At 64.3% G+C, this 26,726-nt stretch carries 45 protein-coding genes, 1 tRNA gene and 1 pseudogene; 42 read left to right on the top strand and 5 right to left on the bottom strand.

Annotation, left to right across the window (positions count from 1 at the left end; translation table 11 throughout):
• Together LKE06_RS27055 and LKE06_RS27050 are read right to left on the bottom strand one after the other, a co-directional pair.
• Window positions 1–806, bottom strand: a pseudogene (locus LKE06_RS27055) (indolepyruvate ferredoxin oxidoreductase family protein); the annotation flags it as partial.
• Window positions 807–1,207: 401 nt separating this feature from the next.
• A tRNA-Pro gene (locus LKE06_RS27050) sits at window positions 1,208–1,281 on the bottom strand.
• Window positions 1,282–1,573: 292 nt separating this feature from the next.
• Between LKE06_RS27050 and LKE06_RS27045 the strand changes: the two genes are divergently transcribed.
• A complete protein-coding gene (locus LKE06_RS27045; RefSeq protein WP_228002191.1) occupies window positions 1,574–2,887 on the top strand; it encodes a tyrosine-type recombinase/integrase in 1,314 nt (437 codons plus the stop codon).
• 599 nt (window positions 2,888–3,486) lie between these two features.
• On the opposite strand, the gene LKE06_RS27040 is transcribed toward LKE06_RS27045, so the two are convergent.
• Complete coding sequence (locus tag LKE06_RS27040) at window positions 3,487–3,966, bottom strand: hypothetical protein (RefSeq protein WP_228002190.1); 480 nt, start codon at window positions 3,964–3,966, stop codon at window positions 3,487–3,489.
• A 275-nt stretch (window positions 3,967–4,241) separates the two neighbouring features.
• On the opposite strand from LKE06_RS27040, the gene LKE06_RS27035 reads away from it, so the two are divergent.
• The 32 genes from LKE06_RS27035 (at window position 4,242) to LKE06_RS26885 (ending at window position 19,018) form a co-directional block, all read left to right on the top strand.
• On the top strand, window positions 4,242–4,493 hold the full coding sequence (locus LKE06_RS27035) for a helix-turn-helix domain-containing protein (RefSeq protein WP_228002189.1): 252 nt from the start codon (window positions 4,242–4,244) through the stop codon (window positions 4,491–4,493).
• On the top strand, window positions 4,490–4,729 hold the full coding sequence (locus tag LKE06_RS27030) for a hypothetical protein (RefSeq protein WP_228002188.1): 240 nt from the start codon (window positions 4,490–4,492) through the stop codon (window positions 4,727–4,729). The genes LKE06_RS27035 and LKE06_RS27030 overlap by 4 nt, the downstream gene beginning before the upstream one ends.
• Window positions 4,726–5,466 (top strand): BRO family protein, encoded by a 741-nt coding sequence (locus LKE06_RS27025; RefSeq protein ID WP_228002187.1) that lies wholly within the window; start codon window positions 4,726–4,728, stop codon window positions 5,464–5,466. Before LKE06_RS27030 ends, LKE06_RS27025 begins: the two co-directional genes overlap by 4 nt.
• 172 nt (window positions 5,467–5,638) lie before the next feature.
• Window positions 5,639–6,157 carry a hypothetical protein gene (locus tag LKE06_RS27020; RefSeq protein ID WP_228002186.1) on the top strand — a complete coding sequence of 173 codons (519 nt, stop codon included), beginning with the start codon at window positions 5,639–5,641 and terminating at the stop codon, window positions 6,155–6,157.
• The gene (locus LKE06_RS27015; protein ID WP_228002185.1) at window positions 6,154–6,378 is read left to right on the top strand and encodes a hypothetical protein; all 225 of its coding nucleotides are present in this window, start codon (window positions 6,154–6,156) and stop codon (window positions 6,376–6,378) included. Before LKE06_RS27020 ends, LKE06_RS27015 begins: the two co-directional genes overlap by 4 nt.
• Window positions 6,375–6,557, top strand: a complete 183-nt coding sequence (locus LKE06_RS27010; RefSeq protein ID WP_228002184.1) for a hypothetical protein — start codon at window positions 6,375–6,377, stop codon at window positions 6,555–6,557. The genes LKE06_RS27015 and LKE06_RS27010 overlap by 4 nt, the downstream gene beginning before the upstream one ends.
• A gap of 126 nt (window positions 6,558–6,683) precedes the next feature.
• Window positions 6,684–6,971, top strand: a complete 288-nt coding sequence (locus LKE06_RS27005) for a hypothetical protein (RefSeq protein ID WP_228002183.1) — start codon at window positions 6,684–6,686, stop codon at window positions 6,969–6,971.
• Window positions 6,958–7,119 carry a hypothetical protein gene (locus LKE06_RS27000; RefSeq protein WP_228002182.1) on the top strand — a complete coding sequence of 54 codons (162 nt, stop codon included), beginning with the start codon at window positions 6,958–6,960 and terminating at the stop codon, window positions 7,117–7,119. Before LKE06_RS27005 ends, LKE06_RS27000 begins: the two co-directional genes overlap by 14 nt.
• Window positions 7,120–7,124: 5 nt before the next feature.
• On the top strand, window positions 7,125–7,310 hold the full coding sequence (locus LKE06_RS26995; protein WP_228002181.1) for a hypothetical protein: 186 nt from the start codon (window positions 7,125–7,127) through the stop codon (window positions 7,308–7,310).
• Window positions 7,307–7,477 (top strand): hypothetical protein, encoded by a 171-nt coding sequence (locus LKE06_RS26990; protein ID WP_228002180.1) that lies wholly within the window; start codon window positions 7,307–7,309, stop codon window positions 7,475–7,477. The genes LKE06_RS26995 and LKE06_RS26990 overlap by 4 nt, the downstream gene beginning before the upstream one ends.
• Window positions 7,478–7,622: 145 nt before the next feature.
• The gene (locus LKE06_RS26985) at window positions 7,623–7,949 is read left to right on the top strand and encodes a hypothetical protein (RefSeq protein WP_228002179.1); all 327 of its coding nucleotides are present in this window, start codon (window positions 7,623–7,625) and stop codon (window positions 7,947–7,949) included.
• Window positions 7,946–8,299, top strand: a complete 354-nt coding sequence (locus tag LKE06_RS26980; protein ID WP_228002178.1) for a hypothetical protein — start codon at window positions 7,946–7,948, stop codon at window positions 8,297–8,299. Before LKE06_RS26985 ends, LKE06_RS26980 begins: the two co-directional genes overlap by 4 nt.
• Window positions 8,296–9,213, top strand: a complete 918-nt coding sequence (locus LKE06_RS26975) for a PD-(D/E)XK nuclease-like domain-containing protein (RefSeq protein ID WP_228002177.1) — start codon at window positions 8,296–8,298, stop codon at window positions 9,211–9,213. Before LKE06_RS26980 ends, LKE06_RS26975 begins: the two co-directional genes overlap by 4 nt.
• Window positions 9,210–9,857, top strand: a complete 648-nt coding sequence (locus LKE06_RS26970; protein ID WP_228002176.1) for a hypothetical protein — start codon at window positions 9,210–9,212, stop codon at window positions 9,855–9,857. The genes LKE06_RS26975 and LKE06_RS26970 overlap by 4 nt, the downstream gene beginning before the upstream one ends.
• The gene (locus LKE06_RS26965) at window positions 9,854–10,207 is read left to right on the top strand and encodes a hypothetical protein (protein ID WP_228002175.1); all 354 of its coding nucleotides are present in this window, start codon (window positions 9,854–9,856) and stop codon (window positions 10,205–10,207) included. The genes LKE06_RS26970 and LKE06_RS26965 overlap by 4 nt, the downstream gene beginning before the upstream one ends.
• Window positions 10,204–10,614 carry an HNH endonuclease gene (locus LKE06_RS26960; protein WP_228002174.1) on the top strand — a complete coding sequence of 137 codons (411 nt, stop codon included), beginning with the start codon at window positions 10,204–10,206 and terminating at the stop codon, window positions 10,612–10,614. The genes LKE06_RS26965 and LKE06_RS26960 overlap by 4 nt, the downstream gene beginning before the upstream one ends.
• Entirely contained in the window at window positions 10,611–11,354 is a 744-nt protein-coding gene (locus LKE06_RS26955) for a PE-PPE domain-containing protein (RefSeq protein ID WP_228002173.1), read from the top strand. Before LKE06_RS26960 ends, LKE06_RS26955 begins: the two co-directional genes overlap by 4 nt.
• On the top strand, window positions 11,354–12,325 hold the full coding sequence (locus LKE06_RS26950) for a class I SAM-dependent methyltransferase (protein ID WP_228002172.1): 972 nt from the start codon (window positions 11,354–11,356) through the stop codon (window positions 12,323–12,325). The genes LKE06_RS26955 and LKE06_RS26950 overlap by 1 nt, the downstream gene beginning before the upstream one ends.
• A complete protein-coding gene (locus LKE06_RS26945) occupies window positions 12,325–13,173 on the top strand; it encodes a hypothetical protein (RefSeq protein ID WP_228002171.1) in 849 nt (282 codons plus the stop codon). The genes LKE06_RS26950 and LKE06_RS26945 overlap by 1 nt, the downstream gene beginning before the upstream one ends.
• Window positions 13,170–13,385 carry a hypothetical protein gene (locus LKE06_RS26940; RefSeq protein WP_228002170.1) on the top strand — a complete coding sequence of 72 codons (216 nt, stop codon included), beginning with the start codon at window positions 13,170–13,172 and terminating at the stop codon, window positions 13,383–13,385. Before LKE06_RS26945 ends, LKE06_RS26940 begins: the two co-directional genes overlap by 4 nt.
• On the top strand, window positions 13,382–13,654 hold the full coding sequence (locus LKE06_RS26935; RefSeq protein ID WP_228002169.1) for a hypothetical protein: 273 nt from the start codon (window positions 13,382–13,384) through the stop codon (window positions 13,652–13,654). The genes LKE06_RS26940 and LKE06_RS26935 overlap by 4 nt, the downstream gene beginning before the upstream one ends.
• Window positions 13,651–13,866, top strand: coding sequence for a hypothetical protein (locus LKE06_RS26930; RefSeq protein ID WP_228002168.1), 216 nt, complete (start codon window positions 13,651–13,653; stop codon window positions 13,864–13,866). The genes LKE06_RS26935 and LKE06_RS26930 overlap by 4 nt, the downstream gene beginning before the upstream one ends.
• Window positions 13,863–14,003: a hypothetical protein gene (locus LKE06_RS26925; protein WP_228002167.1), complete on the top strand. Its 141-nt coding sequence runs from the start codon at window positions 13,863–13,865 to the stop codon at window positions 14,001–14,003. Before LKE06_RS26930 ends, LKE06_RS26925 begins: the two co-directional genes overlap by 4 nt.
• Entirely contained in the window at window positions 14,000–14,656 is a 657-nt protein-coding gene (locus LKE06_RS26920) for a hypothetical protein (protein ID WP_228002166.1), read from the top strand. Before LKE06_RS26925 ends, LKE06_RS26920 begins: the two co-directional genes overlap by 4 nt.
• On the top strand, window positions 14,649–14,987 hold the full coding sequence (locus LKE06_RS26915) for a hypothetical protein (protein WP_228002165.1): 339 nt from the start codon (window positions 14,649–14,651) through the stop codon (window positions 14,985–14,987). Before LKE06_RS26920 ends, LKE06_RS26915 begins: the two co-directional genes overlap by 8 nt.
• Window positions 14,984–15,253 carry a hypothetical protein gene (locus LKE06_RS26910; RefSeq protein WP_228002164.1) on the top strand — a complete coding sequence of 90 codons (270 nt, stop codon included), beginning with the start codon at window positions 14,984–14,986 and terminating at the stop codon, window positions 15,251–15,253. The genes LKE06_RS26915 and LKE06_RS26910 overlap by 4 nt, the downstream gene beginning before the upstream one ends.
• The gene (locus tag LKE06_RS26905; protein WP_228002163.1) at window positions 15,246–15,602 is read left to right on the top strand and encodes a hypothetical protein; all 357 of its coding nucleotides are present in this window, start codon (window positions 15,246–15,248) and stop codon (window positions 15,600–15,602) included. Before LKE06_RS26910 ends, LKE06_RS26905 begins: the two co-directional genes overlap by 8 nt.
• Window positions 15,599–15,769, top strand: a complete 171-nt coding sequence (locus LKE06_RS26900; protein WP_228002162.1) for a hypothetical protein — start codon at window positions 15,599–15,601, stop codon at window positions 15,767–15,769. The genes LKE06_RS26905 and LKE06_RS26900 overlap by 4 nt, the downstream gene beginning before the upstream one ends.
• Before the next feature lie 258 nt (window positions 15,770–16,027).
• Window positions 16,028–16,195, top strand: coding sequence for a zinc finger domain-containing protein (locus LKE06_RS33485; protein WP_443678138.1), 168 nt, complete (start codon window positions 16,028–16,030; stop codon window positions 16,193–16,195).
• Window positions 16,192–16,482, top strand: a complete 291-nt coding sequence (locus LKE06_RS26895) for a hypothetical protein (RefSeq protein WP_228002161.1) — start codon at window positions 16,192–16,194, stop codon at window positions 16,480–16,482. The genes LKE06_RS33485 and LKE06_RS26895 overlap by 4 nt, the downstream gene beginning before the upstream one ends.
• Window positions 16,479–16,856, top strand: coding sequence for a hypothetical protein (locus LKE06_RS26890; RefSeq protein WP_228002160.1), 378 nt, complete (start codon window positions 16,479–16,481; stop codon window positions 16,854–16,856). The genes LKE06_RS26895 and LKE06_RS26890 overlap by 4 nt, the downstream gene beginning before the upstream one ends.
• 275 nt (window positions 16,857–17,131) lie before the next feature.
• Entirely contained in the window at window positions 17,132–19,018 is a 1,887-nt protein-coding gene (locus LKE06_RS26885) for an NACHT domain-containing protein (protein ID WP_228002159.1), read from the top strand.
• Here LKE06_RS26885 and LKE06_RS26880 read toward each other — a convergent pair.
• Window positions 19,007–19,222, bottom strand: a complete 216-nt coding sequence (locus tag LKE06_RS26880; protein ID WP_228002158.1) for a hypothetical protein — start codon at window positions 19,220–19,222, stop codon at window positions 19,007–19,009. The genes LKE06_RS26885 and LKE06_RS26880 overlap by 12 nt on opposite strands.
• A 573-nt stretch (window positions 19,223–19,795) precedes the next feature.
• On the opposite strand from LKE06_RS26880, the gene LKE06_RS26875 reads away from it, so the two are divergent.
• Window positions 19,796–20,053, top strand: coding sequence for a hypothetical protein (locus tag LKE06_RS26875; RefSeq protein WP_228002157.1), 258 nt, complete (start codon window positions 19,796–19,798; stop codon window positions 20,051–20,053).
• Complete coding sequence (locus LKE06_RS26870) at window positions 20,002–20,463, top strand: hypothetical protein (RefSeq protein ID WP_228002156.1); 462 nt, start codon at window positions 20,002–20,004, stop codon at window positions 20,461–20,463. The genes LKE06_RS26875 and LKE06_RS26870 overlap by 52 nt, the downstream gene beginning before the upstream one ends.
• Window positions 20,464–20,566: 103 nt before the next feature.
• On the opposite strand, the gene LKE06_RS26865 is transcribed toward LKE06_RS26870, so the two are convergent.
• Window positions 20,567–20,764 carry a hypothetical protein gene (locus LKE06_RS26865; protein ID WP_228002155.1) on the bottom strand — a complete coding sequence of 66 codons (198 nt, stop codon included), beginning with the start codon at window positions 20,762–20,764 and terminating at the stop codon, window positions 20,567–20,569.
• Between the two features lie 215 nt (window positions 20,765–20,979).
• Between LKE06_RS26865 and LKE06_RS26860 the strand changes: the two genes are divergently transcribed.
• The 7 genes from LKE06_RS26860 to LKE06_RS26830 all read left to right on the top strand — a co-directional run bounded on the left by LKE06_RS26860 (window position 20,980) and on the right by LKE06_RS26830 (window position 26,725).
• The gene (locus tag LKE06_RS26860) at window positions 20,980–21,690 is read left to right on the top strand and encodes a hypothetical protein (protein ID WP_228002154.1); all 711 of its coding nucleotides are present in this window, start codon (window positions 20,980–20,982) and stop codon (window positions 21,688–21,690) included.
• An 81-nt stretch (window positions 21,691–21,771) separates the two neighbouring features.
• Entirely contained in the window at window positions 21,772–22,026 is a 255-nt protein-coding gene (locus LKE06_RS26855; protein WP_228002153.1) for a hypothetical protein, read from the top strand.
• A 9-nt stretch (window positions 22,027–22,035) separates the two neighbouring features.
• Window positions 22,036–22,326: an HNH endonuclease gene (locus LKE06_RS33370; RefSeq protein ID WP_228002152.1), complete on the top strand. Its 291-nt coding sequence runs from the start codon at window positions 22,036–22,038 to the stop codon at window positions 22,324–22,326.
• A gap of 187 nt (window positions 22,327–22,513) precedes the next feature.
• Complete coding sequence (locus LKE06_RS26845) at window positions 22,514–23,074, top strand: bifunctional DNA primase/polymerase (RefSeq protein ID WP_372477433.1); 561 nt, start codon at window positions 22,514–22,516, stop codon at window positions 23,072–23,074.
• A 76-nt stretch (window positions 23,075–23,150) separates the two neighbouring features.
• The gene (locus LKE06_RS26840) at window positions 23,151–23,507 is read left to right on the top strand and encodes a hypothetical protein (RefSeq protein WP_228002151.1); all 357 of its coding nucleotides are present in this window, start codon (window positions 23,151–23,153) and stop codon (window positions 23,505–23,507) included.
• Window positions 23,497–25,269, top strand: a complete 1,773-nt coding sequence (locus LKE06_RS26835; RefSeq protein ID WP_228002150.1) for a terminase large subunit domain-containing protein — start codon at window positions 23,497–23,499, stop codon at window positions 25,267–25,269. Before LKE06_RS26840 ends, LKE06_RS26835 begins: the two co-directional genes overlap by 11 nt.
• Before the next feature lie 10 nt (window positions 25,270–25,279).
• Window positions 25,280–26,725: a phage portal protein gene (locus tag LKE06_RS26830; RefSeq protein ID WP_228002149.1), complete on the top strand. Its 1,446-nt coding sequence runs from the start codon at window positions 25,280–25,282 to the stop codon at window positions 26,723–26,725.
• The last annotated feature ends 1 nt before the right edge of the window (window position 26,726 follow it).

The following is a 26,726-nucleotide window of genomic DNA, read 5'->3' as shown; positions in this document are numbered from 1 at the left end:
ACGATCTCCCAGCGCGGCCCGTAGAGGTCCGCTTCGGCGATGACACTGTCCGTCGGCGCGGCCATCGGCCGCTGCCGGTAGATGAACGGACGCCCTTCCCAGGCGATCTCGGGCACGGTAATGGGAATATCACCCACCTGGCCGTCGACCGTCCATGCGCCATCGGCCACGTCTGCCACAATCTTCAGCGCCACCGCACAACCCGACGCGCGTGACAACGCCACTGCGTGCAGACCCATGGTGACGATCTCGCGGGCGTTGCGCGGGAATAACACCGGAATGTTCAACGCGGCCAGCGAGCGTTCGCTGACCGCGGGTACCGTCGACGACTTCGATGCCGGATCGTCCCCGACCAACAGCAGCATGCCGCCGCGCGGATTGACGCCGTACATATTCGCGTGCCGCAGTGCGTCGGTCGCCCGGTCGAGGCCGGGACCCTTGCCGTACCAAACACCGACCACACCGTCGTGTGTCGCGCTGCCCGCGGGCAGGTCGGCCTGACTCCCCCACACCGAGGTAGCGGCGAGTTCCTCGTTCAACCCCGGCACGAAGGAAATGTCGTGTTCAGCACGGACATCCGGCATCCCGTTCAGCATCTTGTCGACACCACCGAGCGGGCTGCCCTGATACCCGGAGACGAACGTCGCGACCCGCCTGCCCGCGCGCAGGTCGCGCACATGCTGTTCCACCAGCTGCCGCGCGATCGCTTGGACACCGGTCAGGACGACGGTTGCCGCCCCGACGCGGTATCGGTCGGCGAGGTCGTACGGTGCCGGGACCAGGTCGCGGTCGGCAAGTTCGGTCATGGAAGTCCACCCGTCCGCTCGGCGCCGATGTGGCACCTCGACTCGTTGAGCACTTGACGCCAATATCTTGCATCTGGAGCGCGAATTGAACAACATCGCTCACAAAAAATGAGCAGAATGCTCAATTTCGGGGGCAAGAAACGTGCACAGACCATGCAAGATGTGAGGGAATATATGACGCGGGTCACGAAGGACGAGTCGAACCGCACGTCCGATGACGCACCACCCTCGGGCGGCTCGCGACGATCGTGCGTCCGGCGAAAACTTCGGGACTGCGGTCGGTGACCGGGAGGCGTCCGACGCGCTCGCAGTCGCGCTCCCATTGGGGTACCGATGCGAGAGAGTGTGTTGGCTACAGGTTTGGCTACAGTAGCCAATCGAGGCGACTGGCCGGATCTTTGTCGGGGTGACAGGATTTGAACCTGCGACCCTCCGCTCCCAAAGCGGATGCGCTACCAAGCTGCGCTACACCCCGATCCGACGGCCGAGAAGGCCGACGCTCCCCGATGGGGGAAGAGAGCGGGTGACGGGAATCGAACCCGCACCATCAGCTTGGAAGGCTGACGCTCCACCCCATTTCACATGGGGATTCATCTAGTTTTCCCTGCTAGTGGCCTTTTGGCCGTTGGTAAGAACCTGTGCAGGACCGTACCATTGGCTACACTAATTGGCTACACCTGGAATCGCAAATCGGTGACGACTACTCCCCCACGATTCCAAGCGCCAGCAACCACGCAGTCCACGATAGACGTTCGAGGGCCCCCGCAATGACAACCCCTAAGAAGCAGACCTTCAAGACCCCCGGCAAGAAACGCAAACGCCAGTACGGGCAGGGCTCGATCTATCGGCGCGCGAACGGCCTGTATTGCGGGTACGTCTCACTCCCGCCCGGCCCCGACGGTAAGCGCCGACGCACCCCGCCGGTTTACAGCATGGATCGCAACACCGTCACGGAGATGCTGGAGGAGGTCAAAGAGAACCTCCGCAAGGGGATCCTGCCGTCGCCGAAGAAGAAGGTTTCGGTCACCGAGTGGATGCTGAAGTGGGCGGAGATCAAAAAGCCGGAGTGGGCGCCGCGCTATTACAAGACGGTGCTGTCCACGATCAACCAGCAGATCACCCCGTCCATCGGCGGAGCCGACGTCAAGACTCTCACCCCTGACCACATCCGCTACATGATCGACTGGATCGATGGGCAGACCAAGGAGGGGAAGGTCGAACGACCTGACGGCACAGTGGAGTTGGCGAAGGTGCCGAAGTGGTCGACCCGCACAACGCAGGTCGCCTACGACCGAATACATTTGGCGCTCGAGGACGCCAAGCGTCAGCGCCCACCGCTGGTGCGGGAGAACGTCGCGGCACTCGTTAAACGCCCTAAGGCAATCAGCGCGACAGGCGAGCACCACACGGCCGAACAGGCGCGCGCAGTGCTGGAGGCCGCGCTGGAATGGGGCGACCCATATGTGACGCTGTGGGCCACCCGCTACCTGACCGGGCTACGGCAGGGCGAACTACTCGGGCTCACCAGTGAGCGGATTGACTTCGATGAGCTGACCATCGATGTCTCCTGGCAGCTACAGTGGCTGCCGCTGCTGCCAGGGATGAAGAACTCCGATGCCCCTGGAAGGTTCGATGCTCCTCCGACGTACGAGATCACCCCGCTGTATAAGGCCGCGGCACTGGTGAAACCGAAGACGGACAAGCCGAGGATTATCCCCATGCCCGCCGAGCTGGCGGTGTTGCTGAAGATCTATGTGCAGAACCAGGTTCCGAACCACTATGGACTGCTGTGGGTGTCGGAGCAGTTTCGGCCGATCCAGGCGAAGGATGACACCGCGGCGTGGAACGACGCGCAGGCGCGCGCTGAGGTGCCGCAGATCAGAGGGCACGGAACACGGCATACCGCGAACACTCTCCTGCCTGTGGATGAGGTGACGCGGATGCAGATCCTCGGGCACTCGACGGCGGCGGCGAACCGGCTGTATCTCCATGCCGATCTCGGCAAGTTGCGAACTGGTATGGGCGCTCTGGCGGGGATGTTGCTGCCGGAGAAGATTGTGCCGACGAGTCAGCGCCCGTGATCCGCAATCTGCATGACCTGCTGAGACTTTCATGACTTGTCACAGCAGGATTGCAATCTGAATCTCTCGTCTGCTGGCCGGACGATAGCTATGATCAGGCTTCTACCTATTACACATTTCAACCGATCGGAGTCGGGGCCGCGTCGGGTTGCGGAGGTTTACGCATGACCAAAACTCGCGAGCCCCAGGTAGTGCGACATCGGGACGGCTTGCCATGACGGACCTACACAGCAGGGATTCGGGCCGCAGAGTGGGTTTGCCTGATCGTCGCTTGATCGAGGTCAGATCCGCGCAGAGTCCCCTAGGTTGTCCCAGTCCGCCTGGGCGCATCCACCGTCCAGCGAGGATGACGACCGCCATAGTGGGGATTGTAGAGGCGAAACCGTCCGGAACGATTGCGGCAGAGGGTGGTTGGGCCGTCATTGGGACGGTCATCCTCAATGGCGGGGAGGTTCGGAAGGTGCCCCGCCGAGGGCTGAGCTCCGAGCAATCCCTGGCGTTCGACGCCGCCTCTGAGGCGGTGTGGCTACACGGCCGAGACGCCCTCCGCGGGTGGCGATTCCATCCCCGGATCGGGTGGCTGCTCGACGTCCGAGTGGCTATCCGTCCGAGGTGAGATCGTCGCGCTCCAGCAGCCCGGCGAGATGCTCATCACCGGTCCGCGTACCGGAGGCGTACTGCGGGTCCAATCGGCCGTCCGACAGGTAGGGCACGTCACCGTTGGACCTCACCTCATGGAGCACCGCAAGAAGCATCCGGCGGCCCTGCTCGGACAGAGTGGGGTCGGTGCGGATGGCGGTTTCGCTATCGGCCTCGGGCTCCGTGAGGATGATGCCCATATCGGCCAGGGCCGCCCGGGCGACCGTGGCCGGCGTGACACCCAGGCCGGCAGCGAGCCCGAAGATGGCGCTGCGGCTGATCGCGGGGTTGCCTCCGCCCGCGATGCGGCCGATGTTGGATTTGCCCAGCTTCTGACCACGCTGTTTCGCGCGCTCCACCACCTGCGCGTCGGATATATTGTTCAGCCCCTTCTGCTGCTCGATCAGCGCACCCAGGTGCGTCTCGTAGCGTGCGGCCATCCTGTCCTCCTCCGAGGCTGAGACCCCATCATCGGGACATCAACACAATCCAGGACACGTCTCGATTGTGGTCGACGTGTCCAGTTGGACACCATAACCATGTTACGGGCGTCCAGGGAAGTATGCAGGTCCGAACGCATTATTGCGATCCCATGCAGGGCGTTGTGTTGCTAGGCGGACACTGCCCTACATTTATTTGACCATAAATACTGGACACCGCGACCACAGAAGAGTAGCTTCGTCGTGGACAGGGTCACCCAAAGCAGGAGGTGCCGATGATCCTGAAGGACCGCAAGAAGCTCCGGCGGCTGATGGTCATCCAGGAAGTTAGCCAGCGCGAGCTTGCTGCCGCAGCGGGCTATAACGCTCACAGCTACGTAGGCCGTCTGGTTCGCGGGCAAGTCTCCTCGGTTGGAACTGATGCCGCCCTGCGGATCGCTCATCGATTGCGGGTGGGCGTCGAGGATCTTTTTTTGCCCGACGAGTCCAGTAATTCTGGAGACGAAGACCACAAAGGGGCGTCATGAAAATGGACCGGTCCCATCAAGGCCACCAGACAGCGGAGAACGCAACCGTAGACCTCCGACCGGTCACCCTCGACCTCGAAGGTGCGAAAGCGTATACGGGGCTGTCGAAATGGCGCCTGGAGACGCTGCTTCGCGAGGAAAAGATCACCGGCCGGAAAGAGGGCACGAAGAACCTCTACGAGCGCGCGAGCCTCGATCGATACATCAAGTCCCTGCCCGCGTGGGGGACGGTATGAGCACCGACCTGATGCCGTTCACCTACGAGGGTGTGAGCGTCCGCACCGTCGTCATCGATGGCGAGCCCTGGTTTGTTCTCGCGGACCTCTGCAAGCTGCTGGAAATCGCGAACCCGAGCAACGTCGCGTCGCGGCTCGACCCGAGCGGCGTCAATACCCTCCGCCTGGCGGATGGTAATCGCGGCAACCCGAACGTGACTGTCGTCAACGAGTCGAACATGTACGAGGTCGTTATCCGGTCGGACAAGCCGGAGGCCGTGGCGGTTCGCCGATGGATCACCGCTGAGGTTCTTCCGGCGATCCGCAAGACGGGCGGCTACGGCCAGGTTGCGCCGAAGGGTGAGGAGCTGCTGGCCCTCGCGGTTCTCGAAGCGAGGACGATGCTGGCCGCGAAGGATCAGCGGATCGCCGAACTAGAGCCAAAGGCGGAGGTCGCCTCGCGGTTGCTCGACGCCGACGGAGATCTGAGCGTGCGCGATGCTGCGCAGACCCTCACCCGAGCAGGAGTGAAGACCGGACAAGGGCGGCTCTTTGCTGATCTTGCACGGCGGCAATGGATTTCCCGCGCCGGTGATGGCCGTTGGCGGGTGCTGCAATACGCGATCGACCACGGGTTCATGTCCGTGATTCCCCAGTCTCACTACCACCCGAAGTCCGGTGAGTTGGTCCTGGACCCACCGCAGCCGCGCGTGACGCCGAAGGGTTTGCAGCGCTTGCTGTCCGACCTGGGCGGCTGACATGACTTCCTCGCCACTGGTGTCCCGTCCTGGTGGTGAGGCCGCATCCCCGGCGGTGACCGTGTCACGTGACGCCGCCGGGGATGCCTCCAAATGTCCCGTCCGTAAAACGGGACGGCCGCCGAGCGGCAACTCGACGGCCTCAATCCACACAACGAAAGAAGTCTACGCCATGAAGGTTATTCACTCCCCAGCCTGCCGCCGGAAGATCAGCGAATGGTACGGCGAACCACGCGATTCGGTGAAGCGGAACCTGGCGAGTTTCGCCTACAGCCACAACGACACCGAGATCCGGGACCTACTGCTGACGATCCTCGCGGACGACCCGCCGGACTCTGACGCGGTCGCTGCCGCACGCGAGCTGTGGCCCCTGCTGTTGCTGTCCGACCCCCTGTACACGCCAGAGGAACTGGCCGACGACCTCGCCGTCCTGATCCGTGACCACGAAATGATGGTGCTGCGCACTCAGGCGTTGGCGGCGAAGTACCGGTCGCTGGAGCCCTGGGCGAGTATGTGGGACCGCTACCCGCATGACGACCCCGAGTTCGGTGAGCTGAATATCGACAATGCGGTGCTGGATCTCGGCTCGTTCGCGTCGATGGCGGGGGACTACCAGCGGGAACAGCTGGCCAAGGCGCGTAAATCCGCCGCGAAAGTCCGCGTCTACGACGACGCCGAGGTGCAGTCATGAGCCTCATCCGTCCGGCATGGGTCGAGTACGTCGCAGCCCTGCGCAACGCCGAGGGCGGCACGGTGCCGCATGAGATCGGTGCGCGTGTGTGGGAGTTGTCCACCCGAGACGACATCTTCGTCTATCTGACTGACCTGATGACCGAGAATGCCACGAACACAAGGGCTTTCGAAGTCGCGTGGGACATCTGGGCGCTGATGTCAGGGGCGGTGGCGGCATGAGGCTTCCATCTGATTGGAGCGCCGAACGCGCGTCGGGATGGTCGGAGGTCCACCACCTCATCCACGACCCGTGCGGGATGCGTACTGGCATGGCCTACGACCTGTGGGGGTCCGGCCCATTCGGCGAATCCGCTGCCCGCGGGGTCGTGTACGGCCACACCTGCGAGGAGGAGTCATGACCGCGCGTCTGCATCTCCCGCACCCGCACATTGCCGAGCGCATGGCCGCTGCGTTCCACGACGCCGTCCTGGAGCGTGGACACCCACACATCAACGGCTCGACGAGCATGGCAAGGAGGCCGACCGATGAGGCTCGGTACTGCACTGTGGACGCCGATTCCGGCGGCGTCCGAATCCACCGGTGCCGCAGCGGTGTACGCGGTTTTCCCGCCCGCAGACTTCCGGGAGGGCCGGGACTCCACCACGTACCTGCTCGTCGAGTCCGTCGAGCACGTCGATACCTGCGTCTACCCGTGCGATCGCGACGGCGTGGTGATCACGCTCGAGCTGCTGGCGCATACCCCGTACCAGTCCCATCGGAAAGCGCTGCTGCTCGCGGGCTACGAGATGGAGATAGCCCATGTCCACGCGTGATTCGTGGTGGCTGCCCTATGAGGCGGCCGAAGCCCGGGGCGCGGTGATGCGCACCGGCAACGACCGGGCCCTGCTGGACGCGGCGATTGATGCCGCCCTCGTACACGAGGCGGCCGGGTGGTTCCAGAGACGCGAGGTCACATCATGACGGAGATGGGTGACCCGCTCGTGGAGGCGGCGCGTCGACACATCGCGCACGACCACGAGGTGGAAGCGGCGCTCGTAGCCCGCAACGACCAGATCCAGGCCATCCGTGGGTGCCTGTCCCTCTACCGGTCGGGCGCTATCCCGGCATCGGAGGCACTCGTGCAGATCGCCCAGATCGTGGGTGCGCCATGACGTGGCTGGATCTCGGTCGGGTGCTGATCCTCGGTGGCGGGTGGGGGTACGTGCTGTACGTCGCGGCGTGTATCGCTGCCCAGCGCCGTCCGGATCCCGAGGACGACGACGCCTGGGACCGCGCCCATGACGAGTGGGTGGACCGCCAGATGGGGGTGCCCCTGTGAGCGCCGTCAGATTCGCCGATGGCCAGATCGCGAGCGAGTACGAACTCGACTCCATTGCAAGGGCTTTCGGGTTCATGTCAGCACGGGAGATGGAGCGCGTTTGTCAGGCGCGTGATGAGCGGCGCCGCCGCGATGGGAGGACGAAGTGAGCGAAACCAATCCGATTGTCGCCGGTGTCGGCGAGCTGGCCCCGGTCAGTGACGAGGACATCGCACGCGCACAGCTCACCGTGGCGCGCCACGCCCGCGATGCCGGTGAGCTGCGGGAACTGCTGGACATGCTCGGGCTGCGCGAACAGCCCGCGCCGCAACCGGTCTCGAAACCAGCGCCGATCCCTAACACGGGCCGATGCCGGGACTGCGGTGTCCCGACCGCTCACAAGCGGGCACCGGGTATCGCCCGCTACGGCGGGCGAGGCCGATGCCAGATGCACTACATGCGCCTGATCCGCGCGGAAAGGACACCACAGTGATCGAGTGGGCGGGAGTGACTCTCCGTCAGGAAATCCGTACTCCTGTCGGGATCATGCCGCGCGGTAGCGAGCAGGTCGCCACACCGTTCGATGCGGGTTGGCTGGTGCGGGTCACCGACGCGCACTTGATGTTGGTGCCGGAACGGACGATCTACGCGGGTGCCAAACGCCGTCAGGCGTTGGAGGACAAGGCCGCCGCGCATGAGGAGTACGTGCACGCCCGTGAGGTGCTGGGCTACTCCCACGCTGCGGCGATGCGGTGGCTGATCGAGAGCTACGGGATCACTGAGCGGACGTTGTTCCGTTGGGGATTCACCGATGTGCACGCCCCACGGGCGGTGGCGTCATGACCGCCCCAGCTGTGCACGACTGCCCGTTTTGCCGTGGATCGGGTTGTTCCCACTGTAGTAGCGGGGAGGTTGACGACCGCGAGATCTACACGGCGGCACCGACAAAGTCCGGCATCTACGCGGGCGTCCCGGATGCGATCTACCACGGAGACAAGACCTCGCTGTCGTCGTCGGGTGCCCGCATGCTGTTGCGGCCCGGCGGACCGGCGCGGTTCCGGTACGACCAGGACCACGGCGGCAGTAAGCACGCCGCACATTTTGATGAGGGGCACGCCGCTCACGCCGAGGTGCTGGGTACCGGTCTCGAGGTCGTCGAGATCGAGGCGCTGGACTGGAAGACCAAGGCCGCGCAGGAAGCTCGCGCCCAGGCGTACGCCGAGGGCAAGGTGCCGCTGCTGACGTCGGGCGTGGAGATGGTGCGCGGGATGGGAGCTGCCGTCGACGCACACCCGGCGGCATCCGCGCTACTGGCCAGTGGGCGGCCAGAACTCAGTGCCTACGCCACCGACCCGCATACCTGGACCCGGTTGCGGGCACGCCCAGACTACCTCGCCGATCAGTTGATGGTCGATTACAAGACGACCACTGATGCCTCTCCGGCAGCGTTCGAGTCGTCGGCTGGCAAGTACGGCTACGCGATCCAGGAGGCGCACTACCGGTACGTGCTCGCGCTGCTGGGCATCGAGATCGACCGGTGCGTGTTCATCGCCCAGGAGAAAACCCCTCCGTACCTGATCTCCCTGCACGAGAACGACCCCGAGGACGTCGAACTCGCCGGACGGCAGGTCCGGCGTGCCATCGACATCTGGGCCGAGTGCACCGCCACCAACGAGTGGCCGGGCTACGGCAACACCATCCACATCATGCGCATGTCCCGTTGGGCGCGCTACAACGCAGAGGAGACGCTCGCGTGACCGACACGGACGGACTGCTGAAGCTCCGGGAACCGTTCGCGGAGAACCAGATCGGGAAGCTTCCCAAGCCCTACAGCAAGGACTCCAAACGCTCAGACTGCAAGGTGTGCGGCGGTTACCATGGCCAGCCCGCGATGCACATCGACTACGTCGGCCACGCCGCGATCACGTCCCGGTTGCTCGAGGTAGACCCGCTGTGGTCATGGGAACCTGTCGCATTCGATGATGGTGGGCTGCCGCGGTTCGACCAGCTCGGTGGGTTGTGGATCAGGTTGACTGTCCTCGGTGTTACCCGCCTCGGCTACGGCGACGCCCAGGGCAAGAAGGGCGGCGACGCCGTCAAGGAGGCCATCGGCGACGCCCTGCGCAACGCTGCGATGAGATTCGGCACAGCACTGGAACTCTGGCACAAGGGTGACCTGTACGCCGACGAGAGCGACGACCCGACCCCAGCGCCCGCACCCGACCCCGCAGGGGCGGCGCGCGCCGAACTGCTCGACCTGCTGGCGAGCATCGACATCGCCCCAGGCGAGGCGGCCGAGCGGTTCGCCGCCGACGGACACGGCGAGATCGGCCGGTCTACGGACGTCGCTGCCATCAGAGCGCTGACCGCTCACTACGCCCAGATCGCGGGGAAGTCGTGAACGACTACAACCCGGTCTCCGTAGAGAACGCGATCCGGGAGTGCGCCAACAGGATCGCGAAGGGCGTCACCGTATGCGGCAACGCCTACGCCGCGTTCCTTGACGCCGACCGCAGCTACGACCGCGTGTTCGCGAGCGCATACCTCGACGCTGACGGGCCTGCACATGAGCGGAAGTACGTCGCCGAGCTCGCCACCCAGGAGGAGCGGGAGAAGCGCGACGTGGCCGACGCCGCCTACCGGTATGCGGACCGTACCGCGCGGGCGGTGGAGGCCGAGCTGCGCGCTTGGCAATCGGTTGGCGCCTCGATCAGGCAGGCGTACGGCGTCGCGGGCAGGGGTGAGGCATGACCGTGCATCCGTCCGCCCGCAACCTGATCCGGCAGGCATGGCCGAAACCCGGCCCACGCCCGGCACGTACCCGCAACGCCGGGGAGTCCCGCACCCGCAAGATCGTCGACCTCCGCTCCGGTGGACTCTGCGAACGCTGCGGCGGCTCAGGACATTCGGTGCACCACTTGCTCAACCGTTCCCAGGGCGGCCGGTGGGAGCCCACCAACTGTGCACGCCTGTGCGGCAGTGGATTGACCGGCTGCCATGGCTGGATCACCACCCACCCGGACGAGGCATGGGCGGAGGGCTGGCACCTCAAACCGTGGGAGCGGCCCGGGGATCGGCCTATCCACTCCCGCGTGCATGGCGTCGTGCTGCTCGCCGATGACGGCACCGTCACCCCGATCGAAGGAGTCGCCCCGTGACCATCGACGTGCTGTGGTTGGGAGGCACCGGGTTCGGCGATCTCCCCGAGGGGATCTCCGACACGTTCGGCCGAGCGCTGGATACGAATCGGTTCGCCTTCCACTACCTGCGCTATCCGGCTGCCTATGGTGCGCCGATCAGTTACGCGGAGAGCGTGACCCGTGGTCGGCAGATCCTCATCGACGCCATCCGCGCCACACCCAACCGCGTTGTCATCGGAGGGTATTCACAGGGCGCTGGCATATGCGGTGACCTGGCCGCAGAGATCGCCGCGGGCGCGCATCCTGACCTCGAGGTGGACGCCTGCGCGCTGATCGCTGATCCGTCCCGGCCGTTGGGTGTCGGGATGCCCGGCTCACCAATGGTTGGGGGCTACGGCATCGAGGGTGAGCGCCCCATCTTCGGGCCTGTCCACCTGCCGACGTGGTGGGCGGTTGCGCCCGGCGACCCGATTTCGGCACTGCCCCAAGGCAACCCGTTGCGCACTATCGCAGACCTGACCGAGTGGTACAGCCTGTCGTCCCCGGACGCCGCACTGCGATGGGGTGAGGACCTCATCACCCGCGCGAAAACTGGCCGGTGGCAACGGTGGTGGTCGATCGAGAACTGGCGCAGCTGGGGTGGGGCACTGCAATTCGCTTACGGCTACCTGCCTCTCGGCGGTCGGCACACCACGGCGTACATAGCCGAGGGGCTGTGCGCCGCGCTCGCCGACGTCGTGAATCGGGAGGTTCGTTGATGGCGAAGCTCACCAAAGCGGAAGAGAAGCTGCACGCCGAAGCCCTCGCCTTAGTTGACCTCGAGCGAGACCTTTCCGAGGTTGAGAAGTGGTTCGTGCTGGAGCACTTCCAGGAGGCATCGACTGCTACGAACTCGACGCATGGCGCGTTCTTCACCCCCGATGGTCTGGCGCGAGACTTCGCAATCGAGGTCCCCGACTCCGCAGCACGGATCATCGACTTCGGTGCAGGTATCGGGCGACTCAGCATCGGCTGCCGGAATCAGTTCGGGTCGCGATGGAACAGTGACCCTGACCGCGAATTCGTGTGCATCGAACGTAACTCGGCGTACGTACGGATCGGGCGCAAGCTGCTGCCAGAGGCAGTATGGATCGAGGGTGATGTCCTCGATGTCCTGGATATGGGACTGGGACATTTCGACGTCGCGATCGGTAACCCACCGTTTGGTGGCATCAAGCGGTCGAAGGACGCCCTGGGATACAAGGGTCGAAAGTTCGAGTACCACGTGATCGCCCTTGCATCACAGCTCGCCGACTACGGGGTGTTCATCATCCCGCAAATGTCGGCACCGTTCCGATATAGCGGCCGGCCGTATTACGAGGGCGACTGCGGGGATCGCGAGTACCGGAAGTTCAGCGACGTAACAGGGATTGTCCTGAATGCCAACTGCGGCATCGACACCTCCTCTTACGCCGGAGATTGGCACGGGGTTTCACCGGCCGTGGAGATCGTGACGGTCGACTTCGAGGAGTGCCGCTCGGCAGCGGCTCATGAAGAAGAAACAGAGACCGCAGTCCACCCAGTGCCCATGAAGGTCATCGACGTTCAGCTGCCTGAACCGGATGTCGTGCCGTCGGAGTCGGGTGAGCAGTACATGTTCCAGCTCGGCGAGGCGCAGGTCGACGACCGCGGGGAACCGGTGCCATGCCACGCGGACGTCCTGCTGGCTATAGCGAACGAGGTGTCCTGATGGTGTGGTTCAACGTTGACGACACGATGGCGTTCCATCGCAAGACGATCCAGGCCGGGAATCCTGCCATCGGACTGTGGACTCGGGCGGGTGCGTGGTGCGCCTCGACGCTCACGGATGGGTTCGTTCCGAAGGCGATTGCACGCTCGCTTGGTACCTCCGCTCAAGCGCGCGCGCTCGTAAGAGCCGGTTTGTGGACTGAGGAAAACGACGGCTACCGATTCCACGAATGGGAGCAACGGCAGCGCACGAAAGCCGAAGTCGAATCGAAGCGTGAAGCGGACCGTCTCCGGAAGGCTGACCAGCGCAAAGGGAAAAGTGTCCCAGTGGGACAACCCCCGGACGTCGCAACGGATTCCACTATGGACTCCACCGCCGATTCCGATTCGGATTCCCCGCAGGAGTCCCAAGGGGAGTCGCATATGGCGTCCACACCCCCATTCCTTTCCATTCCTTTCCATTCCTCTTCTAGTGGTTACGTAGGGGAGGTATCTCTAGTAGCGACCGCGCGCGAAAACGACCCCCCTCTGCCTCATTGCGAAGACCACCCCGGCGGCACTCCAGCTCCGTGCGGCGCATGCGGCACCGCCCGGAAACGGTGGATCGCATGGAACCTCGAGCGCGACCAAGCCGCCGAGGCCGCAGAGAAGGCGCACCGAGAACGCCTCCACCAGGACAAGCTCCATGCCGCCGAGGACCGTGCCCGCGCCATCACCAACTGCGGGATGTGTGACGACGCGGGCTACGTCAACGCCTCCCTGTGCACCCACGACCCGGACGAGACCGACCGAGCGAAGCGCGGCATGGCGGAGATCCGAGCACGGATGAAGTGGGAGTCGGCGTCATGAGCCCCGACCGCTACGGCGAACCCGCCGACCGCGGTTGTCGAGATCCCCGCTGCCGCAGGGGGTTCCTCGGCGAGGACACCGAGGGCCGCCCCATCCCGTGCCTTGCCTGCAAGCCGCACCTCGCGGTTACCACGACCGCCAACGACTACGCCGAGCGCGAACCCAGCGCCCGAGCGCAACGAGCAATCAACGAGAGCGAGAACCAGCAATGAGCAAGGACCCTCAGTGGGCCGTGTGGATTCAGGGCCCGGATGACATCCTCCCCGCCCTCGGCCGCGCCGACGCGTTCGAGCGCGCCAACACCGCCAACACCGCGATCGCGTGGAACGAAACCCACCACACGCCAAGCAATTCGGATGCCTATCTGCCGCTGGTGTGGGCTATGCCGTGCCAGTACGGGCCCGGGTCGCCGATCGGTGAGGTTGGTCCGGCGTGGACTGCCGAGCAGGTTGAGGCCGCATGGAAGCGATGGGCCGAATGAGCAAGTCGCAGAGCGAGATCGAGGATGCTGCCCGCTACGTGGTGGCTGAGCGTCTCCGTACCGGGGTGTCCACCGCCTATGTCCTCGGTGTCCTCGAGCGCGATCCGTCCTGGCTGGATTTGCCGATGGAGGAGTACTCGCGGGTGCGGGTGGTGGTGGCGGACATCCTCGCGGGGATGGTCGCAGGCATCGGGACGGAGCACGCCGCATGAGCTCTCAGCGCCCCCAGGACATTCCACCCATCCTGAGACTCGAGACCGGCCCCGATCGCTCGCCCACGGCGCAGCTGGACGGGCGCACGGGGCAACAAGATAGCTACCTCGTCATCACCGAAAGGACCAGCGAATGAGCGACATCCGCAAACTTGCAGAGGGCGATGACCCGTTCGGCGCCCTGCCCTACGACCAGATGTTCGGCGCGCTCACCACTGTTGCGGCCATGGCGCACCACCAAATCCTCAACGGCAATGGCTTCCCGCTCGCGTTCGATGAGTTCTATGGCGGGCTGGAAACGCTGCGCCGTCGCGTGATTGCCATCCAGCTAGCCGTGGAGTGGTCGGACTACCGCAAGGAGTACAGCGTCAGCCAGCACGCACTCGCCGAGGCGCACAAGGCGTTCATTGCGGGATGGGACGCCGCGCTTGGCAATCATCGACATCACCGAAAGGCCCAGCGAATGACCGCCCAAGAAGACCTGTCGGACTTGCTGTTCGATCAGCTGGACCGCAGCGCCGAGCCTTACGAGATCGCAGGCAAGGTGATGGCCAAGGGTTGGCGTCCACCCGCCCAGGTGATCAGCACCGGCGACGAACTCGACACGGTTCCTGTCGGCTCGATTGTCGCGGTCGGTGAGGGCGTAGCCACCACACGATTCAGCGATGGGTGGTACGTCACCGGAGAGTTCTGGCACCTACGCAGCAACTCCCACGAGCTGATCGAGAGCTGCGGCCCCGTGACCGTCCTGTGGTCCCCCACGGAGCAGACCGGAGACGACAATGAGTAATACCCAACTGGCGCAACTGCTCACCGAGCACGCCTGGTATGTCGACCATCTGGTGCGGGGCTACTGCTTGCGCTGCCTCGACGGGGACGGCAAGTTGCGCAGATTCTCCACGGTCGAGGAGTTCGCCGCCCACCTGGTTGAACTGATCCTCGCCGAGTACCTGGTGATCCCACGGACACCTGCCAATGTCAGCGCCGAGGAAGCGCAAGCCGCATTCGACCGCGCGAAATCCCAGCGTCACACCTGGGAGTGCCTGAGCCGCACCCGAATCGGTGTGCCCGCACTGGACGCCTGCGACTGCCCACTCCCCGAGAACGGAGACACCCAGTGAGTGACAACAACATGATCGAGCCTCCCGAGGTGATCCGCGTCGTCGAGAACTACGTAGACGAGGAGCTACGCGACACCGCCCGGTACACCAACCGCACCCCACTGGACAGCTCCGGTGTGTGGGGGCTGCACCAGGTGGCTCGTGACATCTACGCCCTCGGGGTCCGGGATGGCGCGAGCCAGGAGCGGGCCCGGAGTTCGGGCATCCGCCAGCGGGAGCGCGACGCAGCGAAGGCCGCCGCCGAGAATGGAGACACCTATGCCTGAGCTGACCGAGCAACTGCTCCAGCGCCTCGCCCACGACAACGCGCACGAGACCCGGTCCGCGGACACGCTCCAGGCCATGGCTACCGAGATCCTCGCTGCCCGCGCCCGTATCGCCGAACTGGAGTCGGGCGCGCAAACACTCGGCACCATCGTCGACCGACAGTGCCGGGATGTCCTCGCCGCCACCGGACTACACCACCTCATCGACGACGACGGTGATGGTGATTGGGGTTTGGTGTGGGAGCGGCTGGCCGGGATGGGTGCGGAGCTGCGTGCCGCAACCGCGCGCATCGCCGATCTGGAGTCCGAGGCGCAGGCCGATCAGCGTGCGATCGAGGTGCAGTCGTGATCCCCGAACCCGAAACAGATCTCACCCCTCAGCAGTCGACCCGCTGGCGACTGACGAAACTGGCCGCTGCCCTGGTCCGTGACGGCGTCCCAGTGGACATGGTGATGATGGATGCCCGGCAGGGTTGCGACCTCGCCGCCGGGCGTACTCGGCAGGTGCAGTCGTGACCGCCGTCGAGATCCACACCCTTAACTATCCCGTCGATATTATCGCGGCCGGAATTAAGGTCTCCGTGTCGCCGCAGGTCCAAGCCCGAACGTGTTCCAGTTTGGTCCGGGAGGTACAGCCGTGAGCGCCCTCATGATCACGCTCGGCCGCGAATATGACACGGACACCCTGCGTATCGACGGGCGCACTGAGGATCACGTCGAGGGCTGTCGCTGCACTACCACGACTACGTGGTGGCCGTGCGGGGAGGTGCAGTCATGACCCCCGAGGAGGCGGACAAGTTCATCGACGCCTTCGCTGGCCTGACGAACTACCTGGCGTCGACAGTGGCTTGCCCGACATGCGGAGCGCTACCCCCGGGCCCGTGCTTCGAGGATGGGCGTGTCCATCCGTTGCGGATCGAGCGAGCTGAGGCAGACCAATGACCCCGGAGGAGATCAGGGCCGAGGCAATCGAGGTCATCGCGTGGCAGCTGCTCGAGCTGGACGATCCATACGCTGAGCATCCCGCCGACGACTGGCGGGCCGAGTATCACCCCAGGGCGGTGCCGTTCGTCGACGCTCTCGCCGCAGCCGGTCTACTGCCGACTGGGGTGGAGACGAGAGCTGTTGACGGGGGCGTGCAGTGGACCCACAGGGATGGATCCCGATCGACGTTGCCTGTCTACGGCAGCGAGCGGCGGTACGTCACAGCCTGGGAGGTGTCCGAGTGACCCGCTCTCGTGCCAGCGCCAAAGCGGCGGGCACCCGATTCGAAACCTCCATCGCCGCCTACCTCGCTGAGCGCGTTGACGACCGCATCGAGAGACCTGCCCGCAACGGTGCTCTCGACCGTGGGGACTTCTCCGGCATCCGCGCACCAGGCGGCGGCCGGACCGTCCTCGAGGCAAAGGATTACGGCGGCCGACTCCAGCCCGGCCCGTGGATCTGCGAGGCGGAGAAAGAGCGGGGGAACGATGACGCCCTCGTCGGCGCAGTGGTGGCCAAGCGTCGGGGAATTACTGACCCCGGTGCGCAATTCGTGCTGATGACGGTGCGGGATCTCGTAGCGTTGCTGACGGGCCACCGCCCCGACGAGTCCACCTGAAATATACTGCGGCCTAGTCAAATTGGGGGTCTCAGGCAATAACAGTGCACCGACATGCGAAGGGTGGCAGGCTATTGCGCATGTCGGGTGTGGAGACAGCAGTTGCGGGTGGGGTGGGTAAGGCATTGGTCCAACCGTCGATGTCGTTGTGGCGGTGGTGGAGACCCCCCACAGACAGGGCATCGGTCGCGGCGTGGGCCGATGAATTAGCCACGGCGGTTTACAACAAGGAACGACGTCTACGTGAGGACCTGCGGGGAGGTCCAGGAACATTCATGCGCGTCGGTTTCACCACGACCTCGCGATCGCGACCGGCTGTAGCGGCCGATGTCTCCAACATCGCGGCCTATTACGATCGACTCGACAGATCACTCCCACGCCTGGTCGTCCTAGGTGAACCCGGAAGCGGCAAAACCGTCGCCGCGATCCACCTGGTGCTGGGACTCTTAGGCACGCGCCGGGGCTTGGCCGATGCACTGCGTGCTGTGCAACCGGTCCCTGTGCGGGTCAACGCCTCGGGGTGGGACGGCACGCAGGATTTCTCCAGCTGGTTGACCACCCGGCTCGGCTACGACTACCCCAAGCTGCGGCCGGTGCTGGCACGAAAGTTGGTCGAGGACGGGTTGATCCTGCCTGTGATCGACGGCCTCGATGAAATGGATACTCCCGACAGTCAAGGATCGAGGGGCCGCGCGCTACTGGATCAGCTCAACACTGCCTGGCGCAGCGAACCAGTTGTCGTCGTGTGCCGCACCACCGAGTTCCTTCAACTGTCGCACCTGGGTGCAGACAACGGGCTGCACGCCGCCGAAACCGTCACCTTGCAACCACTGTCAACCGACCGAATCAGGCGCTACCTCACCAACTTTCGCGATGACATCAACCCTACTAGCGAGGCATGGTCCGAGGTCATCACCCACATCGCAACCGAACCGGACGGAGCCCTGGCAACCGCACTACACACCCCTTGGATGCTTAGCCTCGCCATCAATGCCCTGCACCCTGCCGGCATTGCTCGCCCTGCCCCTGGCATCGCTGACCAGCTCACCAGCTGCACCACCCCCGACGCCCTTGAGAACCTCCTGTTCGCCGCCCAAATCCCCGCAGCGGTCGTCGGTCTCAAACAGAAAAAGCAATACCGCAACTACACCGACGCCAATGTCCACGCCTGGATGCAGTCACTGGCCCGGCGCCTCGAACAACGCCGCAGCACCGGACGCGACGGTACCGGAATCCGCCTCGACGAGATTTGGGAAATCGCGGGTACCACCCGATGTCGCATCCTGCACGGACTCACCGTCGGCATCATCACCATTATTTCGTTCGGGCTTCTGTTCGGGCTTGTATCCGGGACCGTGATCGGGGTCGAGTACGGCATCAAACACGGGATGGCGAAGGGCATCGTGTACGGGCTCGTACACGCTATCCCGAGCGAACTCATGTCCGGGCTCATGTCCGCGTACGCACTCCCGCTCGTGTCCGGGCTCGTGGTCGGGCTCGTCAAGTCTCCTCCGGCGACTTGGATGGTATGGGGCGTGCCTGAACGTTCCAGATGGCCGAAGCTTGTGTCAGGGCTCAAACGTGGGCTCGTAGTCGGGCTGATTTTCGGCGTGATTTTCGGGGTGATTTGCGCGGTGAAATTCGGATTCGATCCCCAACTCGCACCTCATCCCGTGTTCTGGATCGTGTTCGGACTCCTGTTCGGACTTGTATGTGGGCTCCTGTTCGGGCTTGTGTTCGGGCTCGTGTACGGCGTCGTGGCCGGGTTCAAGGTCGACGCCAACAGCCAGTTACGCGTCGTGGTCGATGAGAGGCAACTGATCTACGGAGACACCCGAGCCGCAGCTCTTATCGGACTCATCTTCGGGCTCGTAGCCGGACTCATCTTGATGCCCGTGTACTCGTTCTATACCGGGCCTGCTCAGGGGCTCGCCGCCGGACTGGCTTACGGGACCATGGTCGGACTCATGGTCGGCCGCGCAGCTGGACGATTCTTCGCCGCAACCCTTATCTTCCGGTCGACCAAGGCGTTCTCGGTCCGGCCCACAGTGTTCCTGGACTGGGCTCGCCGCAATGGATTGCTACGTGTGAACGGCACCGCCTACCAGTTCCGGCACGAAACCTACCGGCAATGGCTACTACAGCAACCTTCACTCGAGTAGCTGGTATGCGATGACCAGGGCCACGACGGCATCGACTCTCGAGACAATGGTCAGCGTGACTGCGCGGAGACAGCGCCGCGCGGTCGGCGCCGCGCCGATGCGCTCGCCGGCGTGGTGGTGGCGAAGCGTCGGGGCGTGAGTGATCCTGGCGCGCAGTACGTCCTGATGACCGTCCGGGATCTGGTTGCTCTGATCACCGGCCAACGACCAGAGGAGGAGTCGTGAGCCATGAAATGCCTTGTGACCTACTAAAATTGGGCGTGGGTGGTGATCGCATGAAATCCGAGGACACCGCCGAGAGCAGGCGGAACCTAAGACAAACGCCACCTACTGGCCGTCTGTCGATACCTGAAATGCCTCGCTATTTCGGTGAGATGTCTTCACCGTTGAGGAACGTGGCACCGCATTTGCCGCACCGTTTATCGCCGGTACTCATCCCTAAATGGTACTCCCGCACCAGTTGGTGGGGGTCGCAAGCTGGCCGACCGTCAGCCTCCCAGCGGGCACGAATTCGGTTCGCATCATCGAATTGCATCGCCCAAATCTACGGCAACGACACACCGAAAGGCAGCGACTGCCGATGACTCGAGATGATCTGATCGCCCGCGCGACGTGCCACCCAATGCGCAGCCGCGCTGACCAGTGGCAAGCGATTGGACCCCGCCCCAGCCGCATTCCAGCTGACTCGAGATCACCGGATGGCCTTAGTTGTGTGAATCCTCTGACACGCGAACCCGGTTGCAAGACAATAGATCCGAGACCGACAAGGAGAACTTGATGACGAGCAGTCCGGATCAGCCCACGCTCGACCGCGGAAGCGTTTGGCGTTGGAACCCGGACCGGGCAACCGGCGTCATCGAAACCACCTCGGGGACTTTGGTGTGGTTTCACTACTCCGCATTCGATGACGAAACCTTCGACACCATCACCATCGATATGCCGGTCGACGTCGATATCGACCACACACCGCAGGGGGACTTCACATGCCGCGCTTCGCGTATCCGCAGATCGCTGCCGTCATCCTGGCAGCGGTAGCCGTTTTCACGGCGGCGCCCGCTCACGCCAAACCCGGGCAGGCAGACTTCACGCCCACCAGCACCTCCTACCGGTACGACGGCACCCACGGCGTTTTCACCGCTGACGCTCGATACAACACCGCTTCCCGCGGCCACCAGTTGATTTGGTCGCTACGCTTGTCGGAGTCGGTACGCGCGATCGTCCTCGGCGACATGGCGTGTGGCGCTTACGTGGAAGGCAAGCGCGGATATTCGGATCATCACCCGGCGGTCCCGTCGGACTATCAGTGGCATTCGATCGTCTCGGAGCTACAGCTGGACACTCAGTACCGGCTCGTCGCGAACTGCGCGTTCACTGCGCAGAACGGTTCGACCACGGCGCCAGGGCGAGTGGACTATTCGGTGGTGTTCACCCTGCACTCCAGCTGACCTTGGCGGCCGTTGGCGCCTCATCCCCGTCGCACTTGGCTCGGCAACCGCTACAACGGCGCCGGGGCTTGAGATCCCGGCGCCCGCCTCAGATGTCTCACCGTCAGCCGAGAACGACAACCCTCTGCTTTGACTTCTTTGCCTCGCCCGGTTGCTCGATGGCGAGCGGAATGGACTTCGACACGGCAACCGACAGTGACCCACCGCCCGCTAACTCGGCCTTGACGAAATTGAATTCATTGTCGGACTTGATCGCCTGTTCGACCTGGGAGACGAACGTCTCGACGGCTTCCGGGGCCATCCGATATTCCTGGCCGCCGTAGTGAAGTTTCGGACCTGACAACTCTGAGCCTCCTTCGCGATGCCCCCGGTGCAGGGGTCTGCGTGCAGCGTATGACTGACGAACTGTTCCTGTAGCCGCTTTGGTCGGGAGCGGGGAAAGTCGCCTCTCGCTGTGGTGGTGGCCTGTTGATCGCGACTCGAGATCCTCGCCGCGACTGGCTAAGCTAGCTATCTATGAGCAACCGTTCTGTGCGTGTGGCCGCGATGGACAACCCCAACCACATGTTCATCCCACGCCACGAACTCAAGCTGCTCCGCGAACTCCTCCGCGAAATACCCGACCTCGCCTTGGATCTCGGTATCGCCGTCACCAAACAGGCCCGCCTCGGGGAAGTCGGGCGCTCCCGCAAACCCCGCCGCCCCTCTGAGCAGCCCCTGCCATACCACGTCGCTGCCGCAGACGCCGCCGAGGAACTACACAACGCCCTCGTCGGCTGGGTGCGCCTCACCTGTGAGCAGCGGGACATCGACTACACCGGCCCGACATCCACTCCCGCCTTGGCGAAATGGCTGCACCGCAACATCGTTGCTCTCGCCATGACCGAAGGCTCGGAGACAGCGTTACCGGAGATTCGGGACGCCATGCAAGCAGCGGAGTGGATCGTGTGCCCACCCATGCGACCCCATGCGGTCGACCAGGCCAGAATCGACCGCGCCCGCAAGCTCATGCTCAACGTGTCCGGGATCGCCGCTCTGGCAAAGGAGTTGGGCGAGGAGTACCGGCACCTCACGAAACGCCGGGTCCACGTGCTAAAGGAAGCAGGCCGGATACTCCCTGTGCCCGGCCCGTGGCGTATCGATTGGCCTGTGCTGTATTTCGTGGGCGATGTGCTGGATGCGCATCTGTCGCTGCCGATTCGGGAGCGACACGCTGAGGCGTGCTGATCTGCACGAACCCGTTACGGACGCCCGGAATGCTACGCTAAGCGCGTCGCGTGAGTTGACCGCGAATCCACAATCCCCGCAGTGCGTGCGCATTCCATTCCCCACAGCCTGGAGCTACGCGCGCTGCGGCCCCCTTGTAAAGAATCCGCGCCGAACGGCAAAACTGCTGGTCGTACTCGATCAGCCGGTATGTTTCGCCCGAATTTGACTGATTGGAAGCCAATGGCCGCCGTCCTGCCTCTGCTTTGGACCATCCTGTCCTACAACGACTTCATGCTGCCGCTCGCTGTATACCACGGCCTGTCCGACCTCGTCGGCTCGTTGTCCGCTTCCTGATTCAACCCCATGGCCTGGTCCCGCAACCCCGACCGGTACCGCGGCCTACCTCAAGCCACAGCCAACCGGATACGGCAACGCGACAACAGCACATGCCAACAGTGCGGAGACGCTGGCTACCAGGTTGACCACATCATCAACGTCCGCCGCGGCGGGACAGGCGACGACACCAACCTGCAGGTGCTGTGTGACCACTGCCACGAAGTCAAGACCAGGTCAGAGTCGGCACGGGGTAGAGCACTACACGGCCGCCGTCGTCCCCCCGAGGCCCACCCCGGACGCCTCATGGGTGGGGGATGACCCTCGATCCGGATCGACCTAAGGGCGGAGCACATAGCACCTCAGACCATGCGTGCGTCGGTCGTCCGTTTTGCCGCAGGTCAGAGCGCCGCCGGATTTCCAGCCCACTTCAGCCCCTGGGTGGTGGAGTGGAAGTGGCCTGGTGAAATGGCCTTACTCGTTACATTTGCCTGGTAGACTCATTGGCATGAAGCGAGTCTGTGAGCGGTGCGGAGGTGATCTCGGACCGCTGAGGAAGGGCCCGACCCCGCGCTACTGCTCGACTCGGTGCCGGGTAGCCGCACACCGTGCTCGGCAGACCGTGCCCGCCCCACTGCGCACCCGCGACCGCTGGGTGATGTGGCGGCCCATGACGAAAGCCCCGGTCCAGCCCACAGGCAAGGCCGCATCCTCGACGGATGCGCGCACCTGGTCGTCCTGGTCGCGGGTGAAGACGGCCGCCCACAAAGGCTATGTACTCGGCAATGGGATCGGCTGTATCGACCTGGATCACTGCCTGGTCGATGGTGAATTGACCCCAGCTGCAGCCGAGTTCCTCGCGCAGTTGCCGCCGACCTGGATCGAGATCTCCCCGTCCGGTACTGGCTTGCACATCTGGGGGCGGATGCCCGAGGGCCGCGGCCGCCGGTACATCAACGCCGATGGCCTGCATATCGAGCGGTACTCGACGGGCCGGTACATCACCGTCACCGAGCGCGAATTCGCCGGATCCGTCCGGTGTCTCGCCGATCTGTCCAATGTGAGCTGACCTCCAGGCCGATCGGCCGCTGGCGGCGGCTCGATAAGCCAGCCGCCCGGGTGGCGGTCGAGACCCTGGAGGTCACATGGCATCGAAACCACTCCCGAAAGGGCTGAAGGCCGGCGGGCGCAAGCTCTGGACCGACGTCGTCGGCAAGTGGGATCTGCGCCCGGATGAACTGCGCGTGCTTCGAGAAGCAGCCGGCGAGGTCGACCTGATCGACACGTTGGAGCAAGCAGCGGAGTCGGCCGAGCTGATTGTCCGCGGATCCCAAGGGCAGCCGGTGATCAACCCCCTGATTTCTGAACTTCGTCAGCACCGGGCGACTCTCGCCGGGCTGCTGCGGAGTCTGAAACTTCCCGACGAGACCGACACATCGGAAGCCCGGTCGACGCAGGCGCGCGCCGCGGCGAACGCCCGATGGTCGAAGCGTGGCGCGTAGCCGCTCCGCTGCCCTGATCTCCACTCCCGAAGCGGAGTTCGCCGAGATCATCGCCTGGTACGAGGAGCAGCTGAGGACCACCGCACCGCCGGTGGATCTCGAGTGGGAGCCGGTGAAGATCGGCCCCACGTGGCAGTGGGAAAACGGCTGGGTCCTACCGGAACTGACCCTCGGGTGGCGGGTACTGGCGTGGTGCGGAAAGTGGCTGCGCGACAAACACGGCCATCCGTGGCAGTTCACGCCGGAGCAAACCAGGTTCGTGCTCTGGTTTTTCGCGGTCGATGAGACCGGCGATTTCCTGTACCACTCGGCGGTGTTACAGCGGCTGAAGGGATGGGGAAAAGATCCCATCGCCTCATGCTTGGGTATGGCGGGCTGCTTCGCTGAGGTCACTTTCGACCACTGGAAGCGCGGGCGCCCGATCGGCCGCGAGGAACCGTCAGCGTGGGTGCAGATCATCGCGGTCAGCCAAGAGCAGACCAAGAACACGATGAAGCTGTTTCCGTCTCTGGTGCCTGCGGAGACGCGCGCCTACTACGGAATCCAGATCGGAAAGCTGAACGTCTACGGGCTCGGCGACACTCGGCAGATCGAGGCTGTGACGTCCTCGCCGCTGGCGATTGAGGGCGGGCGTCCGACTCTGGTGATCCGTGCTGAGACGCAGAACTGGAACTCGTCCAACGGCGGCCACGATATGGCCGGCGCCTTGGAAGGCAACGCTGCGAAGTCGGAGCGTGGTGCGGCGCGGATGCTCGACATCTGCAACGCCTACCGGCCCGGTGAGGATTCGGTCGGCGAGCGCGCCCGCGAAGCGTATGACGCGACAGTGGGCGCGAACCCGACGACGGTGGATTTCGGTCTGTTGTATGACTCGCTGGAGGCCCCACCGGATGCTCCACTGACCGCGGAAGCCGCCCCGGCGGTAGTGCATTCGATCGCCGGAGACTCGTACTGGCTCGACACCCGCCCCAACGGGCGAATCGTCAAGTCCATCTTGAACCCGGCGAACCCGCCGAGCGAGTCACGCCGCAAGTGGTTCAACCAGATCACCGCGGCTGCGGATGCCTGGTTGACCCCGCAAGCGTGGGATCTGCTGGGCACTCCGCCGACGCCCGTGCCCGCAGATGAAGAGCGGGTGGTGCTGTTCTTCGACGGCTCCAAGTCTGATGACGCGACGGCGCTGATCGGCTGCCACATCGACACCGGCGCTGTGTTCCATGTCGGGGTCTGGCAGCGGCCGGCCGGGTGGGACAGCAAGCGCCGCTGGCTCGTGGACCGGGACGACGTCGACCACCGCGTTCGGGAAGCCTGTGAGAAGTGGGATGCGCTCGGACTGTGGGTGGATCCGTCGGACGCCCGCGACGACGAGACCGGCGAACGGTTCTGGGAACCTCTCGCTGATGAGTGGGCGCGCATCCAAACCTGGGAGCTGCCCGCGGTGAAGACCGGCGATTTCGCGCACCCGGTGATCTGGGATATGCGAAACCCGCGCCACCTCAAGCTGTTCACAGAGGCAGCGGAACGGTTCACTACCGACGTCACTGGCCAGTCGTTCCGGCACGACGGACACAAGGTGCTCGCCAAGCACGTGCATAACGCGCGTCGGCGGCCGAACAAGTTCGGTGTCGGACTCGGCAAGGAGCACCGCGAATCCGCCCGCAAGATCGACGCGGCTGTTGCAGCCGTCGGCGCCCGGATGATGCGGCAAATGTGGTTGGCCATACCCCGGCAAGAGATGACCTACGAAGCGATGTTCGTGTGAGGGAGGTGAGATGAACCGGAAACAGGCCATCGACGCTGTTCGCCTGATGTTGCAGGGGCCGCGCACGTTCGAGCTGGAGCGTCTGGACAAAATCGACGCGGCGATGCGGCCGTGGACGGCTGAACGCGCGTTACAGTCGCTGGAGATCCGGGGCGTCACCTCGAGCGCATCGGAGGGGCCGATGGCTCCGCTGATCGGCCTGGCCCGCAAATCGCAAACGAACTTTCTGCCGCTGATGTTGGAGCAGTACTCGCAGTCGATGAAGGTCGACAACTACCTGTCCGGCAACGGACAGGACACTGCACCTCCGTGGGAGTGGTGGCAGCGCAATGCATTCGACGCTCGTCAAACCGGCGTCAACCGTGCCGCACTCCAGTACGGGGTCAGCTACGCCACCGTGCTGCCTAGCATGCGACCCGGCGGGGAAGACGGGGCGGCGGCGTATCTGCGCGGCGTGAGTCCTCGGCAGATGACCGCCATGTACGGCGAACGCCTGGAATGGGATCCACGCTCCGGCGGTCCGGTCGATGACGACTGGCCAATCATGGCGATGGAGATGAAGGGTCCAATGATTCGTCTCTACGACGAGACGAACATCCACTTCATCGGCGTCAAGAACGTCCCCACCTCGGCGCTCGGGTGGCGGGATCCGATGTACTGGAACGCTGGCAACTTCGAGTACATCGAGGGTCGCACGCACGGTGTCGGAGTGTGCCCAGTCGTGCGATTCCGTGACCGGATGCTGCTCGACGGAGAGGAGCAGTACGGCATCATCGAGCCCCTGCTCACGATCCAGGAGCGCATCGACGAGACCACGTTCGAAATGATGGTCGCCCAATACTGGTCGGCGTTCAAGCAGCGCTACGTGATGGGCTGGATCCCGAAAGACCAGAGCGAAGCCCTCCGCCAAGCAGCGTCGGACACATGGTTTTTCAAGGATCCACAGGTCAAGGTGGGACAGTTCGATGCCACCGACCTCAAGAACTACATCGACTCCAAGGGCTCCGCTGTCCGTGACCTCGCGGCGATCGGACAGGTTCCGGCGCAAAACCTCGGCATCGACGGGATCTCGAACATCTCCGAGGCCACCCTCGCCGGGCTTGAGGCGGGCAAGGACCGCAAGGCATCGGAGATCGAAACATCGTTCGGCGAGTCCTACGAGCAGATGCTGCGCACATGCGCGCACATTGTCGGCGACACCGAATCCGCACAAGACTTCGCATCCGAAGTGAAGTGGCGCGAGCAAACCGCGCGGAGTTTCGCCCAGACCGTTGACGGTCTCGGCAAACTTGCGACCATGCTCGGTATCCCGGATGAAGTGCTCTGGGAAGACATCCCGGGCTGGACGCGGGAGAAGGTGGAGCGCGCCAAGCAGGCTCGCGACCAGATGGACATGGCACCGACTGTGCCGGTGCCCCCTGTCGATCCCGCCGACGCGCTCGACGTACCGGCGTAGT

It is taken from the genome of Nocardia australiensis (assembly GCF_020733705.1).
Classification (GTDB): Bacteria; Actinomycetota; Actinomycetes; order Mycobacteriales; family Mycobacteriaceae; genus Nocardia; species Nocardia australiensis.
Note: the sequence above shows the minus strand (reverse complement) of the source record. Positions and strands in the feature narration are given on the sequence as shown.